General features: G+C 71.5%; 16 protein-coding genes. 9 read left to right on the forward strand and 7 right to left on the reverse strand.

The genetic code is table 11. From position 1 onward, the window contains the following. The first annotated feature begins 176 nt into the window (after positions 1-176). A complete protein-coding gene (locus ABZ693_RS21660) occupies positions 177-380 on the forward strand; it encodes a hypothetical protein (RefSeq protein WP_359879628.1) in 204 nt (67 codons plus the stop codon). A gap of 306 nt (positions 381-686) precedes the next feature. After that, positions 687-836 (forward strand): hypothetical protein, encoded by a 150-nt coding sequence (locus ABZ693_RS21665; RefSeq protein ID WP_359879631.1) that lies wholly within the window; start codon positions 687-689, stop codon positions 834-836. 306 nt (positions 837-1,142) lie between these two features. Here the strand turns inward: ABZ693_RS21665 and ABZ693_RS21670 are convergent, their stop codons facing one another. Continuing rightward, positions 1,143-2,684, reverse strand: coding sequence for a FadD3 family acyl-CoA ligase (locus tag ABZ693_RS21670; protein ID WP_359879633.1), 1,542 nt, complete (start codon positions 2,682-2,684; stop codon positions 1,143-1,145). A gap of 89 nt (positions 2,685-2,773) precedes the next feature. Between ABZ693_RS21670 and ABZ693_RS21675 the strand changes: the two genes are divergently transcribed. From ABZ693_RS21675 to ABZ693_RS21685, 3 genes are read left to right on the forward strand one after another with little or no spacing between them, the layout of a single operon-like run. Further along, positions 2,774-3,928 carry a lipid-transfer protein gene (locus ABZ693_RS21675; RefSeq protein ID WP_435842495.1) on the forward strand — a complete coding sequence of 385 codons (1,155 nt, stop codon included), beginning with the start codon at positions 2,774-2,776 and terminating at the stop codon, positions 3,926-3,928. A 44-nt stretch (positions 3,929-3,972) separates the two neighbouring features. Further along, complete coding sequence (locus tag ABZ693_RS21680) at positions 3,973-4,398, forward strand: Zn-ribbon domain-containing OB-fold protein (RefSeq protein ID WP_359879639.1); 426 nt, start codon at positions 3,973-3,975, stop codon at positions 4,396-4,398. Then, the gene (locus ABZ693_RS21685) at positions 4,395-5,183 is read left to right on the forward strand and encodes an enoyl-CoA hydratase/isomerase family protein (protein ID WP_359879641.1); all 789 of its coding nucleotides are present in this window, start codon (positions 4,395-4,397) and stop codon (positions 5,181-5,183) included. Before ABZ693_RS21680 ends, ABZ693_RS21685 begins: the two co-directional genes overlap by 4 nt. Here the strand turns inward: ABZ693_RS21685 and ABZ693_RS21690 are convergent. Continuing rightward, positions 5,180-5,794 (reverse strand): hypothetical protein, encoded by a 615-nt coding sequence (locus ABZ693_RS21690; RefSeq protein ID WP_359879644.1) that lies wholly within the window; start codon positions 5,792-5,794, stop codon positions 5,180-5,182. The genes ABZ693_RS21685 and ABZ693_RS21690 overlap by 4 nt on opposite strands. A gap of 129 nt (positions 5,795-5,923) precedes the next feature. On the opposite strand from ABZ693_RS21690, the gene ABZ693_RS21695 reads away from it, so the two are divergent. The 4 genes from ABZ693_RS21695 (at position 5,924) to ABZ693_RS21710 (ending at position 9,763) form a co-directional block, all read left to right on the forward strand. After that, positions 5,924-6,463, forward strand: a complete 540-nt coding sequence (locus ABZ693_RS21695) for a hypothetical protein (protein WP_359879647.1) — start codon at positions 5,924-5,926, stop codon at positions 6,461-6,463. 704 nt (positions 6,464-7,167) lie between these two features. Next, positions 7,168-7,764 (forward strand): RNA polymerase sigma factor, encoded by a 597-nt coding sequence (locus ABZ693_RS21700; protein WP_359879649.1) that lies wholly within the window; start codon positions 7,168-7,170, stop codon positions 7,762-7,764. Beyond that, positions 7,761-8,447 carry a hypothetical protein gene (locus tag ABZ693_RS21705; protein ID WP_359879652.1) on the forward strand — a complete coding sequence of 229 codons (687 nt, stop codon included), beginning with the start codon at positions 7,761-7,763 and terminating at the stop codon, positions 8,445-8,447. The genes ABZ693_RS21700 and ABZ693_RS21705 overlap by 4 nt, the downstream gene beginning before the upstream one ends. Before the next feature lie 320 nt (positions 8,448-8,767). Further along, positions 8,768-9,763 carry a helix-turn-helix domain-containing protein gene (locus tag ABZ693_RS21710; RefSeq protein WP_359879656.1) on the forward strand — a complete coding sequence of 332 codons (996 nt, stop codon included), beginning with the start codon at positions 8,768-8,770 and terminating at the stop codon, positions 9,761-9,763. Positions 9,764-9,804: 41 nt separating this feature from the next. Here ABZ693_RS21710 and ABZ693_RS21715 read toward each other — a convergent pair whose 3' ends face one another. From ABZ693_RS21715 to ABZ693_RS21735, 5 genes are all read right to left on the reverse strand, one after another. After that, positions 9,805-10,356 (reverse strand): GNAT family N-acetyltransferase, encoded by a 552-nt coding sequence (locus ABZ693_RS21715; RefSeq protein WP_359879709.1) that lies wholly within the window; start codon positions 10,354-10,356, stop codon positions 9,805-9,807. Between the two features lie 7 nt (positions 10,357-10,363). Next, positions 10,364-11,095, reverse strand: a complete 732-nt coding sequence (locus ABZ693_RS21720; protein WP_359879659.1) for a lasso peptide biosynthesis B2 protein — start codon at positions 11,093-11,095, stop codon at positions 10,364-10,366. After that, entirely contained in the window at positions 11,088-12,902 is a 1,815-nt protein-coding gene (locus ABZ693_RS21725; RefSeq protein WP_359879662.1) for an albusnodin/ikarugamycin family macrolactam cyclase, read from the reverse strand. The genes ABZ693_RS21720 and ABZ693_RS21725 overlap by 8 nt, the downstream gene beginning before the upstream one ends. Before the next feature lie 65 nt (positions 12,903-12,967). Next, positions 12,968-13,105: an albusnodin family lasso peptide gene (locus ABZ693_RS21730; protein ID WP_359879664.1), complete on the reverse strand. Its 138-nt coding sequence runs from the start codon at positions 13,103-13,105 to the stop codon at positions 12,968-12,970. Between the two features lie 534 nt (positions 13,106-13,639). Beyond that, positions 13,640-14,953, reverse strand: coding sequence for a helix-turn-helix domain-containing protein (locus tag ABZ693_RS21735; protein ID WP_359879666.1), 1,314 nt, complete (start codon positions 14,951-14,953; stop codon positions 13,640-13,642). Positions 14,954-15,436: the final 483 nt, after the last annotated feature.

A 15,436-nucleotide genomic window follows, 5' to 3' on the forward strand; every position in this document is an offset into this window, starting at 1 on the left:
TCGGGCATCGTTCTTCTTGTCGATCCGCCGCGTCGGGGGGCAGACGGGTCGCCGGCACAGCCCTCACCTCGGAGAACTAGGGTGAGCGGCCAAAAGTGATTCATTCCGGCTGGTCACGGGGGAGCGGCCGGATGGGTCGCACCGGATTCCAGGTATGAGATGCAGGAGTTGAAGAGATGAGCGACTCGCTCGAGAAGGACGCGTCCGTGAAGCCTCAGGACATGCACGCCACCGGCGGCACCGCGGAGGCCATCGTCACGAAGGACATGCACGCCACGTCCGAGCCGGCGGTCGACGCGATCACCGCCAAGGTCGTCGGCGACGGCGAGGCGGCCATCACGACGATGGACATGCACGCCACCACGGAGCCGGCCAAGTAGACCGCACCACACGAGGACGGTTCCGGCGTCGCCATCGGGGGAGTCGCCGGGGCCGTGGTCATCCGGACATGAGCGCGCCGTGTCCCTTACGGGGGATGCCCGAGGGGGTTGGGGGACCTGCCGGGCACGTGGGGTGGGTGCGACCGGAAGACCGGAACGGAGGGGTCGGGCATCAGCCCGGCCCCTCCGTCGTGTTTCGGCCACTGCCAGTGGATGATCCGACAAAGCGAAGCGGATCAGCTGTTCTGCCTGACCCGCGCGTGCGAGGGTCGCTTTGTACGGATACACACTTCCGAGGAGTCCGACATGACCCGCACCAAGCGCCTTCTGGCCGGAATCGCCCTGGCCGTCGCCGTCGCCGCTGGTACCGCCACGCCCGCGCTGGCCGACATGCACGCGATGAACGACGCGTCCACGTACGACCTCCACGCCACCGTCGCCGGCATCGGCGACTGAGTTGTCGCGCCGCGTGGAAGAGCCCTGACCTGTTTCGCAGGTTCAGGGCTCTTCCACATGGGGCACCCGCCCGCTCGGAAACCAGCGGCAACCTGACGAATTCGCCCCCTCCGCTTCGCGCCCCCGCCGCGCCTGCGGCATGATCGGCGCACCTCGGGGGCGAACGGTGGGGACCGGACGTCACCGGGGTGGGGGAAGACGCACGCATGCGCGCGCCCAAGGGGGAGAGCCCGGGCCGGGTGACCGGTCCGGGCCTCTTGGCGTCTCGGGCCGCCACTCATTCCCGGGCGCACCCCGCCCCCTCCCCTACCGCGCCCGCAGCTCCCCCTTCAGCACCTTTCCGCTCGCGTTTCTCGGCAGGTGCGGGAGGAATTCGACCTCGCGGGGGACCTTGTAGTTGGCCATCTCGCGGCGGGACCAGGCGATCAGGTCGTCGGCCGTGACGCGGGCGCCGGGGCGGCGGACCGCGAAGGCCTTGCCGACCTCGCCGAGGCGGGGGTCGGGGATGCCGATGACGGCGACGTCGGCGATGTCGGGGTGGAGGCCGAGGAGCTGTTCGATCTCGGCGGGGTAGGCGTTGAAGCCGCCGACGATGAACATGTCCTTGATCCGGTCGGTGATCCGCAGGTTGCCCGCCTCGTCCAGGACGCCGACGTCGCCGGTGTGCAGCCAGCCGTCCGGGTCGATCGCGGCGGCGGTCGCCTCCGGGTCCTCGAAGTAGCCGCGCATGACGTGCGGGCCGCGGACCAGGATCTCGCCCGCCTCGGAGAGGCGGAGTTCGGTGCCGGGGATGGCGCGGCCGGAGGTGTGGGCGACGGTCTCGGGCGGGTCGTCCTGGTGGCACATCGACACCAGTCCACTCGCCTCGGAGAGGCCGTACGCGGTGAGGACGGTGCCGACGCCCAGCTCGGTGCGCAGCCGTTCGACGAGGCGCAGCGGGACGACGGCCGCGCCGGTCACGACCAGGCGCAGGCTGGACAGGTCGTGGGCGGCGCGGGCGGGGTGGTCGAGGAGGGACTGGTGGAGGGTGGGCGGGCCGGGCAGGACGGTGACGCGTTCGGCGGCGATGTGCGCGAGCGCGGTCTCCACGCTGAACACGGGCTGCGGGATCATCACCGCGCCGCGCAGCAGGCAGGCGAGCACCCCGGCCTTGTAGCCGAAGGTGTGGAAGAAGGGGTTCACGATCAGGTAGCGGTCGCCCTCGCGCAGGCCGGCGAGTTCGCTCCACACCGTGTAGCAGCGCAGGGACTGTTCGTGGGTGATGACGGCGCCCTTGGGGCGGCCGGTGGTGCCGGAGGTGTAGATGATGTCGGAGGGGTCGGTGGGCATCACCGCGTCCGCCCGCGCCCGTACCCGCGCCGGGTCCACCCCCCGCCCACCCGCGAGGAAGGAACGCCAAGTGGTGTAGCCGGGCTCGTCCGGTGCGGTGTCGCCGAACACCACCACCCGTTCCAGCGCGGGCAGTTCGACGCCCGAGCGGCGCAGGGAGGCCACGTACGAGGTGCCCAGGAAGGTGCCGGTGATGAACAGCAGGCGGGTGCGCGAGCGGGCCAGGACGTCGGCCGCCTCGGTTCCCTTGAAGCGGGTGTTGAGGGGGACGAGGACGGCGCCGGCCGTGACCGCGCCGAGTGCGGAGACGATCCAGTCCAGGGAGTTCGGCGCCCAGACGGCGACCCGGTCGCCGGCGCGTATCCCGGCGGCGAGGCAGGCGGCCGCCGCGCGTTCGACCCGGGCGCCGAGCTGGGCGTACGTGATCCGGGTACGGCCCTCGACGACCGCTTCACGCGGCCCGTACCGCGCCGCCGCCCGCCGCACCAGTTCCCCCACCGAACCGGGTTCCCACTCCATGGCCGCCCACCTCCGGTCACCGACACCAGCTACCTGACTCATCGTCAGATTAACGGTAGCCTGACGGACTGTCAGCAATGAGGCGCACCGTGGGGGTTGCCGTGCTCAAGGACCGCACAGCCATCGTCGGCATCGGCCAGACGCCCTTCGCCAGACATCTCCCCGAGTCCGAGAAGACCCTGGCCTGCCGGGCGATCCTCGCCGCGCTCGACGACGCCGGCATCGCGCCCGCCGAGGTCGACGCCTTCGCCTCGTACACCATGGAGGAGACCGACGAGGTCGAGGTCGCCAAGGCCATCGGCGCCGGGGACGTCACCTTCTTCTCCAAGGTCGGTTACGGGGGCGGCGGTTCGTGCGCCACGATCGGCCATCTCGCCGCCGCCGTCGCCACCGGGCAGGCCACCGTGGGGGTCGCCTGGCGGTCCCGCAAGCGCGGCTCGGGCCCCCGCCCCTGGACGAACACCAGCGCCCAGCTGGCCACCCCGGGGCAGTGGACCCGGCCGTTCGGGCTGCTGCGGCCGGCCGACGAGATCGGCATGCTCGCGCGCCGCTACATGTACGAGTACGGCGCCACCCGCGACCATCTCTTCAACGTCGCCCTCGCCTGCCGCAACCGCGCCAACCAGAATCCCGACGCGATCATGTACGAGCGCCCGCTGACCCGCGAGATGTACATGACCTCCCGCTGGATCAGCGAACCCCTCTGCCTCTTCGACAACTGCCTGGAGACCGACGGCGCCCTCGCCTGCGTGATCGTCTCCGCCGCGCGCGCCCGCGACTGCCGCCGCCGGCCGGTCTACGTGCACGCCGCCGCCCAGGGCCTGCCCGCCCAGCACCACGGCATGGTCAACTACTGGACCGACGACCCGCTCTCCGGCCCCGCCTGGACCGCCGCCCGGCACCTGTGGAAACAAGCCGACTTCGGACCGGCGGACGTCGACGTCGCCCAGATCTACGACGCCTTCACGCCCCTCGTCCCGCTCTCCCTGGAGGGCTACGGCTTCTGCGGGCGCGGCGAGGGCGGTGCGTTCACCGAGGGCGGCGCCCTGGAGACGGGCGGCCGGCTGCCGATCAACACCGGCGGGGGCGGCCTGTCCGAGGCGTACGTCCACGGCTTCAACCTCATCACCGAAGGCGTCAAGCAGCTCCGCGGCGACTCCACCGCCCAGGTGCCCGGCGCCTCGACCTGCCTGGTCACCGCCGGCGAGGGCGTCCCCACCTCGGCTGTCCTCCTCCGGACCTGAGGCCCCCGCCCCGGCATCATGCTTGAAGAATCGAGGAGTTCCCGATGCTCACACCCGTGATCGACGAGGACGGCGCGCCCTTCTGGGAGTACGCCGCCCGGGGCGAACTGCGCGTCCAGACCTGCGGCGCCTGCGATGAGCCGCGTTTCCCGCCCCGCCCCTGCTGCCCGTACTGCCAGTCGTTCGACAGCACCTGGCGCCGGGTGTCCGGGCGCGGCCGGATCTGGTCGTTCGTCGTCCCCCACCCGCCGCTGCTGCCCGACTACGCCGCCCAGGCCCCTTACAACGCGGTCCTCGTCGAACTCTCCGACTCTCCCCGCATCCGTCTCGCCGGCAACGTCGTCGCCGCCCCCGACGCCCCGCTCGACTCCGTCGACCCGGCCCGGCTGCGTATCGGCGCGCCCGTGAAGGTGGTCTTCGCCGAGATCGACGGGATCACCGTGCCGCGCTGGCTCCTGGAGCGCGGATGACGATCACGGTGGAACGCGACACCGGCACCGGAGTCGCCGTCGTCACCCTCGACCGGCCCGCCCGGCACAACGCCCTCACCCTCGCCATGGCCCGCCAACTCTCCGACGCCTGGCGGGGGTTCCGGTACGAGGACGACGTCCGCGCGATCGTCGTCACCGGCGCCGGCCAACGAGCCTTCTGCACCGGCGTCGATCGCACCTCGGTCGCCGAACTGCCGCAGCCCGCCTCCCCGTTCACGATCGACGATCCACTCCTCGCCATCGGACCCAAGTCCAACGACCTGTGGAAGCCGGTCATCGCCGCCGTCGAGGGCATGGCCTGCGGCGGGGCCTTCTACCTGCTCGGCGAGGCCGAGTTCCTGATCGCGGGCGAGGGCGCCGAATTCTTCGACCCGCACACCACGTACGGCATGGTCAGCGCCTACGAGTCGATCCTCATGGCGCAGCGGATGCCGTACGGGGAGGCCGCCCGGATGGCACTGATGGGCACCGCCGAACGGATCTCCGCCGAGCGCGCGCACACCATCGGGCTGGTCTCCGAACTGACCGTACGGGGTGGGGCGTTGGCGGCGGCGCGGCAGGCGGCCGCCACCCTCGCCGCGTACCCGACCGAGGCCGTGCAGGGCACCGTACGGGCCCTGTGGTCGGCCCGCGAGCCCACCAGGTCCCAGGCGCTGGCGCACGCCCCGCACCTGATCGCGCTGGGGAACCTGCCGCCGGAACGGCAGGCCGGACTGTTCACCCGGCGCGTCAAGGGAGAGGAAGCCGGGGTCAGGATCCGTTAGCGGGGCTGGGCGGGCGGGATCGTGGCCGTCTCGTCCTCCCAGACGTTGCCCACGGTGCAGATCTTCGCCTTGTCGACGGACCCCGGGTTCTTCATCTTGACGTCGTACAGCTTCTCGCTCGTGCCGTCGACGGAGACCAGGATCTCGCCGCTGTCGACCGGCACGTTCTCGCGCTCCTGGAAGGTCAGGGCGACCCGGTACAGGCCCGTCACCCCTGGCTTCGCCTTCACCCGCACGGTGGCGGTGGTGTCGGCCTTCCGGGCCGCCCGGTTCTTCCGCTTCTTCTCGGCCGGCTTCACGCAGTCGACCACGACGACCTCGACGTCCGGCGCGACGGAGGCGGTCGGCGAGGGCGAGGACGAGGAGCTGTCGTCGCCGTTCCCGGAGTCGGAGCCGGACCCCGATCCGTAGTCGTCGTCATCGTCGTCGTAGTGGTTCTTCTTGCTCGACGTCGAGCAGCCGCCGCCCGAGTCGTCGCTCTTGCCGTGGTCGCTGCTGCCGCCGCCACTGCCGCCGTGACTGCCGTGACCGCCGCGTCCGGTCTGGAAGCCGGTCAGCGCGAGGACGACCACCGTCAGGGTCGCCGCGAGCTTCAGCCTGGTGCGGATCATTTCCCCGTTCCCCCACCCGCTCGATAAGACGTGTACGCGTCACCCTAGCGTCGCCGTCCGCTCGACAGGACACCCCCCAGGACCCGGCGTAGCGTCGTGACCGAGAGCCGACCGAAGGGAGGCCGCACGGTGATCCGCAACATCGTGGGTTCGGTCCTGGCACTCGCAGGAGCGACGGCCGCCGTATGGAGCCCCTTCCGTGCCTGGTACGACGGCCGTCCCGGCCGCGACTACCGCGTTCAGGATCTGTTCGGGGGCATCACGGACGTCCGGGCCGAGGTCATCGGCTCGATTCTTCTCCCGTACGCCTTCGCCGTCCTGGTCACCGTGGTCGGCGTGGTCCTGCGCTCGCGCCTGGCCGTCGCGCTCGCCGGACTGATCGTGCTCGGGTTCACCGTCCTGTGGATGGTGCGCGTGGCCCAGGTCCAGAACGGACTCTCCCTCGATTCCCAGGGGCGCGGACTCGGCGACGGGGTCGCGATGGCCGTCGGCGGCGGCGTGCTGCTGCTCGTCGGCGCGGCCGTCATGTCCGGCCGCCGCCCGTCGTACCGGGCGCGGCACGCGGGCCGGGTGGACTCCGTACCCCCGGCGACCGGCACCCGGTACGACGAGAACCCGCCGCCGCCCCCGCCGTCACCGCCATCGGACTACCGGCCGCCGCAGCCGTAGCCGTAGCCGCCGTCTTCCGGCGCGGGCCGCCGTCCCGTTCAATGATGATCCGAGGCACTCGTGTGCGCGACGGTGAGCGGGGGGCAGGTGGCGGATGATCCGGGACAAGGCGGCACTCCCGTAAGGCGGTTGGGGGAGATCGCGGCCCTGATCTCGGCGATGGCGGCGGTGGCCGGCATCCTGCTCGGCATCTTCGGAGTGCCGCCCTTCCACGGCGCGTCGGCGCCGCGCCCGCACACGGATGCGCGCTCCCCCGCCACGGCCTCCGTGAATCCTTCGACTTCCCCGACCCCCTCAACAACTTCGACCGCCTCGGCGACTTCCGCGGCCCCGTCGACGCCGCCCGCCCTCCCGCAGGGCTGGCGGCGACCGTCTCACCCGACAGCGGGAACTCTTCGAGACGGCCCGCACGCAGCTGGTCACGGACATCGAGTAGCCCTGACCGGCGAAGGGCCTACCGGCCGCCCATCAGGAACCCGGTATAGAGGGCTTGTGCGCGACGCCCGGCCCTTGGCCTGGTCCGGACGGACATCCGTCAAGTCCGGCTCCGGCTCCGGCTCCGGCTCCGGCTCCGGCTCCGGCTCCGGCTCCGGCTCCGGCTCCGGCGAACGACGGGCTCTCGGCCGGTGATGTAACACTTCGGAGCGCCGCGTCCAAGTAGGGGTGTAAGGCATTACACGCCGCACTGCCCCTAGGAGCCCTCTGTGCCAGCGGAGCATCCCAGCGCACCACCCGCGCGCGACCCCGCCGGGTTCGCCGCCTTCTACGAGCAGCAGTTCGACACGGTGCTCGGCTTCGTCACCCGGCGCGTCGACAGTCCGCACCTGGCCGCCGACCTGACGGCGGACATCTTCGTGGCCGCGCTGGAGAACGCGCACACCTACGACGCCCGGCGCGGTACGCCCGTCGCCTGGCTGTACGGCATAGCCCGCAACACCCTCTCCGCGCACTTCCGGGGCAGCACCCGTGAACAGCGCGCGGTCGCCCGGATCGGCGGCCGGCGGCTGCTGGACGACGAGGACATCAGCGCCATCGAGGGCCGGATCGACGCCGCCCGCGCCGCCCGGCACATGGCGGCCGCCCACGCCTCCTTGTCCGAACCCCTGCGCGAGCTGCTCGGCCTGGTCGCCCTGGACGGGCTGACCGTCCGCGAGGCGGCGCGGGCGCTGGGCATCAGCTCGGCCACCGCCCGGGTCCGGCTGCACCGCGCCCGTAAGGCACTGCGCGCCACCGCCCCGCACCACCCCGAGCACCCCGAGCACCCCGACCGCCGCGATTCCGTTCTGGAGGCCGCCCAGTGAACACCCACCCGCGCCCCCCGCGCCCCGCGCACTTCAAGCAGCAGCTCGCCGGCGAACTCGCCGCCCGCGCGGCCGCCCTGGCCGCTCTCGACGCCACCGCCCCGACCGGCCGCCGCGCCCCGGCCCTCGTCCGGCGCCCCCGGCTGACCCTCGCCATCGGCGCCGCGGCGGCCGCCGCGGCCGTGGCCGTCGCCGTGCCCCTGGCCGGCGGGACGTCCGGCGAGCGGACCCCCGCCGGTCCGTCGGGCGGGCAGAAGATCGACATCGTCACGGCCGACTACGTGGTGAAGTCCGCCCCGGACGGCATGATCGCCGTGAAGGTCATGAGCGCCAAGGGGGTGGCCGGGCTGCAGGCCACCCTGCGGAAGGCGGGTGTTCCCGCGGTGGTGACGACGTTCTCGGCCTCGTGCACGACCAAGGTCCCCTACGACGTCGGCTTCGACTCCTCGAAGGTGTTCCCCGAACCCGGAGAGGACGGGGGCCGCGGGATCGACGGGCGCTTCTCGCTGATCAGGCCGAGCGCCGTCCCGGAGGGCGACCACCTGCTGTTCGTGCCGACGCTGACGGGCGACGGCGGGATCGGCACGCTCTCGATGTCGGTGGTGACCGAAGTCCCCGAGTGCGTCCCGGAGTCCGACAACGGCATCGGCGCGGGGTACGTCGCCCCGGGCACCAATCCGTAGGAACACGTCACTTGGGGCGAGCGCGAGGGCATATGCCATCCGCGTCGCGGGTTTTCACGACGCGGGGAATCGCGACGTGGATGCCCACGACGTAAATGACTTCAAGTACGTGGGGAAGAACCCCGCCCTTCCCCTCCAGCCTCCCCGGCAACCCCAGAGACCCCGTCACCCTGACGGGTGATTTAGGCCAAGTGGACTGGATTTGGAGCGGGTTGTCGGGCATATGCTCACCGCGACAACCCCAGACATGCGTCGGCCCCCGGCCGGGACTGCGAATCCCGATCGAGGGCCTGACCACCGAGGAAGGTCACAACTTCCCGATGGCTTCCCCGCACATTAGCGTGCCCTCGCACGCCTTCGGCCTCGTTCACGTGAAGGTCCGCCACACGAGCCGCTTCACGATCGTCGGCAACCACCTCGCCCAGCACCGCGCGCTGTCGCTGATCGCGATCGGGCTGGCGGTCTACCTCCAGTCGCTGCCCGAAGGCGCCTCGGTCGGCATCAAGGCCATCGCGTCGCGCTTCCCGGAGAGCGAGATGCGCGTCGCCCGGGCCATGCGCGAGCTGGAGACGTACGGCTACCTCGGCCGTACCCGCGAGCGGCTGCCGGACGGCCGGATCGTGCCGCGCACGACCTCGTACAACTTCCCGGAGGCTGAGCCCGAGGCCGTACGCGAGACCGTACGGGAGGCCGTACGAGACGTCGTACGGGAGGCCGTACGCGAGACCCCCGCGCCCCCGCCCGCACCGGAGCCGGAGGCCGAGCCCGTACCCGTCTGGGAGCCGGACTTCGAGCCCGAGCCGGAGGAGCCGGACGACGAGCCGGAGCACGACGGGCCGGAGCACGACGGGCCGGAGCAGACACCGGAAGCCGCGCCCTCGCCGGAGCCCGCGCCCGTGCCCGACCCCGACCCCGAACCCCGACCCGTACAGCCCACCCCGCTCCCCTCGCGCCACCGCCCCGCCGCCGATCTGCTCGCGCGCCTCCGGCTCCACGACCCCCGGCTGCTGCTCTCCGCCCGCGACATCGAGCGTCTGGCTCCCGGTCTCACCGCCTGGCTCGACAACGGCGCCCACCCGGACGCGGCCCTGCGCACCCTCTCCGCCTGCCTGCCCGAGCCCCTCCACAGCCCGGCGGCCCTCCTCGCCCACCGCCTCACCGTCCTGCTCCCGCCCCCGCTCCCGGCCACCCGGGCGGCGGCCCCAACCCCTGACGACTGGGTGGACTGCGACGGCTGCGACCGCGTCTTCCGCGCCCCCGAACCGGGCCTGTGCCGCGACTGCCGCCTCGAAGCGGAATCCCTCCCCGCCGCTTAGATCCCCAGGTGATGCCTCGGAACGGCTTACTGGCCAGTCGTTTATCGCATGAGGGGGAGGATCGCGGAGGGGCCGGTGAAGTCGGCGGCGAGGGCGTCCATGATCAGTTCGTCGCATACCTTGCCGAGCCAGTACCCGGCTTCGCGCAGCGTGCCGGCAGGGTGGAAGCCGGCCTTCTCATAGGCACGGACGCCTGCCTTGTTCGGGGCGAGGACCTTGAGCCAGACCATCCGCAGGTTCGTGATGTGGAAGGCGTAGTCCAAGGTCAGGTGGGTCGCGGCGGTACCCAGGCCCTTGCCGCGGGCTTCGGGGGCGAGCATCACCACGTACTCGGCGGTTCGCACCGACGGGTCCGGCAGCAGGGTGGTGACCCCGGCCGGGACAGGGGTGTCGCCCGTGAGGTCGTAGACGGTGAAGCGGATGTTGTCGCCGCGGAGCTGGTGGGCGATGCCTTCCATGCGCGCTTCCAGGGCTTCGGGCTGCTGGCGGCCGTAGCCGACGAGCAGGGCGGGGTCCTGCTCCCACCGCCAATAGGTCTCCACGAGGTCGGCGCGGTAGGGGCCAAGGCCGCAGGTCGCGTCGCGGACCCAGATGAGAGGTTCAGGGCTGGCGTTGATGGCGGCCTCCGATGGTGAGGATGGGCGTGTAGGCGAGCGTCGAGGGCGGCTCGGCGACCGGGGTGCCGTCCATAGTCTGCATCCAGGCGTGCAGCCGTACGGGGTCAGCGGCGATCCCGTGGCACCAGGTGACAGCCAGACGCCGGGCGGCCAGCAGCAGCACGGCGGCGGCGGACTCCTCCAGACAGGCGGCCCGGCCCGGGGAGTGCCGTCCGGCGGCGCGGACGGCGAGGACGGCGGCCGTCGCCTGTTCGAGAGTGGCCGGGCGGCGGCAGGTTGACGCGGCCCGGTGAACGGCACGCAGCACCCGGAGCATCGTGGTGCGGGAGTTCCCGGCCGTCTTGACGGCGGCGACCGCAGCGAGGGCTCCCGCAGCGCTGAGCAGGGCTCGCTGAGGGACGGGAGCGGGGCGGGTGGTGCCGGCGGGGTGCTCGGTGCCGCCCCAGCTCGGGGGCGCGGTGGCAGCCTCGATCACCTTCCACGGCCGTGCCACCGGTGCGGGGGCAAGGAGTCCGGCGTCCAGGAGCTGGGCAGCCAATATGTCGGGCAGCGGTGCGGGCCGGCCGGTGCGAGCAGCTTCGCGGAAGCGTTCGGCGGCGGCGGGCAGCAGGCCCTGGACGTGGCCGGTGCGGTAATCGACGAGGACCAGGACGTGCCCGAAGTCAGCGGCACGGACTTGCGGCGGCAGGGCGGCGGAGGCGGGCAGATCAGTCATGAGGCTCGCTCCTTGCGGGGCTGGTTGTCCACATGGAGGCGTCGTCACGTCGGTGGGCGGTCAGCCAGGCTTCGGCCGCCAGCGCCTGTTCGAGAGTGGCCAAAGGCATGGGCAGCCCGGCCGCGGCCTGGGCCAGGTGGCGGCGGAACCGGCCAGGATGAATCAGGCCGAGCGTGGCGAGGTAGCCGTCGGCCAGAGTGGACAGATCGGCCAGATTGACCCGTAGCCCGGTGTAGTGGTCGGCGTCGAAGCTGCCCTTGGTGCTGCGGGCGGCGACCTTCGGCGGTAGCAAACCGGCCATGGCCCGGGACAGGGTGGGCTTGTAGATGTGCGATGGCGGCCGGTGCCCCAGCGGGGTGGCCAGCACCGCGTCCACCACCAGCGGGTCGAGAAACGGATTGTGCATCTCGATGCCCGACGCGGCGGCAAGCTGGGCGTCCGCCGCTGCGGTGCGGGCGACCTCGCGAATCTCGTCCACCAGAACCCGCACGGCGAAGTCCATGCCTGACAATAGATCGGTCGAGGCCGCAGCCTGGCGGACGGCCTCGGCCAGCAGTCCGGTGGCCAGTTCGGTGGCCCACGCCGGGTGCGGCAGCAGCGGGAACCAGGTGACCCGGCCATGGTCGTTGCGCCCGGGCGCCCCGACCGTGTCCACGAGTGCGGCCAGAGCGGCACTGCGACCGGTGCGGGCGGTGCGCACGGCGTCCCGCAACAGTGGGCCGGCCGAAGTGTGCCTAAGCCTCGCCCAGCCGAACGCCTCGCTCACCGCTCGGCGGAGCCGGCGGTGGCGAATCAGGTCGGCGAGATGGATCGGGGGCTGGAACAGGACACTGTCGCCGCCGTCACCGGTCAGATGCATCCGAGTGCCCAACGCGTCATGCATCCATACCATTTGGCCCATCATGCGGGCCCGGGTGAGTGTGGAGGGCGCCGGCTCATCGGTCACCGGCACATCGGTGATGGAGGTGTAGGGCAGGTGCTGCTCGGTCAGCGGCAGCAGGTGGTGGCTGATGCGACGCGGGTAGCGGGCGGCGGCCAGCCGGGCGTGGTGTAGATCGGCTCCGTCAAAATCACCGCGAGGGTGGACGGTTACCGCGTTCAGATGGCGCCCGGCAGGCAGAGAGGTAGCGGCAAGCGCCGCGATGCTGGTGGAGTCCAGGCCGCCGGACAGATCGCACGACAGTCCCGGGTCTGCGGCCGTGCGCAAGGAGACAGCTGCAGCCAATGCGTCGTGGAGCCGAATGTCGGGCGACTGACCGAACACCGGATCCGGCCGCCATGTCGTGGTGACGATCGGATCGGTGCCGTCAGCGGGCAGTACGATCCGAGAGCCGGGCGCAAGCTGGTGAACACCATCGAAGAAGGACCGGCCTGCGGCCAGGGCAGGCACCGAAGGCAGGAACACTGCGCAGGCCAGACGCTGGACGTCGACCGATGCCCCTGTCAGGCCGGCCAGCAGCCGAGCGGAGGTCGACCAGGCCCACCCGCCCTTCCAGCGGGTCGCGTAGACGGGCTGGGCGGCGGCCGGATCGGTGTGCACCACCACGGCGGTGGCACTCTCCTCGATCACGGTGTAGGCGCCGGGCCAGCGCCAGGTGACATCGCCGGGCGGGATGGCCCGGGCCAACAGGGACAGCTCAAAGTCGCTGGCGCCGCACCGACCCACGACCAGCATGCGTTGGCCGGCGCCGCCGGTCAGGGCCCGCGCCGGAACGCCACCGAGGCGCCAACTCCGAGAGCCGACGATGGCAGCGCCAACAGGGAAGGGTACGTGGGGACTTGTGGTGCTGAATCCTCCGAAGATCACGACTTCCTCCGCGGGAACAAGGTGGTGCCGCCACCCTCTGAGCGGGGTGGCGGCACCCGGGCGGATCAGCTGTTGTAGGCGCGGCGCTTGTCCTCGCTGTTGCCGCCGCCCTGCCCCTCGGTCAGGGCGGCCAGGTCGCCGATCTCGATCAGCGAGGCATCATCCTGCTCGCCGGTGATCTCGGTGTGGAACAGGTCCTTCATCGGTTCGTCCTCTCTGCTGGAACTCGAATCCCGCGAGGTCGGCGCGCTGCCGACCTCGCGACGGCACCTTGTGGCGCCGCGACCTGTCCGGCATGGCCGGGCAGGAAGTCCGGTGGTGGTGTCAGGCGGGCGGTTCGGCGTCCGGGGAACTGGCCGCGATGGGCGGGGTCGGCCCGTCCGCCTGGCGCTCGGCCAACAGGCCGAGTAGGCCTGGGACTGCCAGACGGCCGGCGACGATGACGGCCTTCAAAGGGTCACCGGCCAGGTCGCGGTGCTGCCCGCGGTGGCGCTTGTTCGCGGCGTTCTGCTCAGACGGCTACCCAAGCGGTGCCCGGCCAGTGGACCAGCACCAGGGGCGGTCGACGGGTTCCGGGGGCAAAGCAGTGGTATTCGGCATCGCACGGCTCCTGGTGATGGCGAAGCTCGGCCCAAGCAGGGCGCGGTGCACCGGCTGGGCGCTGGTGCACCACCAGAGAACCGCGTTCGGGGATGCCATATCCGTAGCCGGACTACGGGCCGTAGTCCGGCTACGGATCAGATGAACCGCACGCCCGCGCGGGCAGCGAAGCCCCGGAGACCAGGAAGTTTGCGGTCGTGCCGCAGCAGGTCGGTGGCGAGTTCGCGGACGGCGCCGCGGCGGATTTCCTGCGGGGCCACCTTCTCGGCCGCCAGCAGTGCGCGGTAGCACTGCTCGGGTTTGCCCCACTGGTCGAACGCGCGGGCCACATCGGTGAAGAAGCGGGCCTGGCGCTCGGTGGTCGGCAGCGCGGTGGGGTCGATCGTGGTAGCCAGCTCGATCGCCCGGCCGACATCGCCGAGTTCATAGTGCACCGACAACTCGTGCAGGGCGACGCTCTGGATACCGTCCACCAGGCCGGAGATCCGGCCTGCAGAGGCGGCGCTGTCGGCTGCCTCGCGGATCAGCGAGTACGCGTATGCGCGGTCACCCGCCTTTGCGGCGGTGTACGCGGCGGTGGCATACAGGTCGCCCCGGGCAGCCAACCGCTCGGACTCGGGCACCGAGGTATCGGCAAGCAAGTCCTCCGCCGCGACCACCACGATGTCGGTCGCCCGAGCCAGACTGCCCTGGCGCCGCCAGGCGCTTGAAACCATGCGCTGCGCCTCGGCGGTGACCAGCGGATCACCACCGGCGCGGGCAGATGTGAGCGCGCGGTCGGCGGTGATGGCGACCAGATTGTTGTCGCCGGCCTTGATACACAACCGCACAGCCAGGTTGTAGAGCCGGGCAACACCTCGCGCCCGCTCCTCCGCTGTGCCGACCATCTCGGCTGCGGCGATCCGGCCAGGCAGGGCCTTGGCCAGGACGCCGTAGCGGGCCGCCTTGAAGTCCTGACGGGACATCATCACCGAGGCAGCAACGGACTCCAGGGTGGGATCATGCCGGGGTGCCGGAACCCCGGCCGTCCCATACAGCAGGAGATCCTCCAAGGAGGCCAACGGCGCTTGCTCAGCCGCCGCGGCCTGCCGGTCGGATGCTGGGGCGAACAGGGCGGCAGCCGCCAGGACCATGAATGGGCGGCGTCGCACATCGTCCTCCTCGGCGGCGGAAGTGCTCGTCAGCGTAGCGGAGGCGGTCTTCCGGGAACGGGATCTCGGCCGGGCGGAGGCCGGCTGCGGCAGCGCGATCAGTTCACCGAAGTCACTGCCCAGTACATCCGCAAGTCGGCGTAACAGAGTGAGGTCCTTGACCTGCTGCAGGTCACGCTCGACCTGCGACATCCATGCCTCGCTATGGCCGAGTTCAGCAGCGAGCCGGATCTGAGTCCAACCCAGCTCGGCGCGGCGGAGCGCGATGAACTTGCCGAAGGTAACGCCCTTGCTCCCCACACTGGCCCCGCTTTCGGTACCCAGTCAGCTACAGACGGCTACCGTATCGATCTGCGGGCGCCCCGGAGTAGGGTGCCGCCAGATTCGATCAGGCGGAGGCACGGACTGAGGCTGGGCTCCCAACCTTCCGAGCGGCGCAGCAGCACACAAGCTCGCCTCGCGCCACCGTCCTGTCACCCTGCTCCCGCTCCCGGCCGCCCCGCCCGGCCGACGGCCCCGGCCCCTGACGACTGGGTGAACTGCGACGGCTGCGACCGCGTCTTCCGCGCCCCCGAACCGGGCCTCTGTCGTGACTGCCACCTGGACGCCGAAGCCGTCCCCGTGGCCTAAGCGAGCAGCGGGCGCACTGCGGCGGCATTCCGCAAATGCGCGGGTGTCCAGTCGATTCCCTATGCCCATTTTTCCGCGATACGGCACGGCGTTACCGGCAGTCGAATTCTGGCCAAGCGCACCCCACACGCCATCGGCTCACTCCTCGTGGAA

Source organism: Streptomyces laurentii (genome assembly GCF_040635425.1).
GTDB lineage: Bacteria > Actinomycetota > Actinomycetes > Streptomycetales > Streptomycetaceae > Streptomyces > Streptomyces laurentii.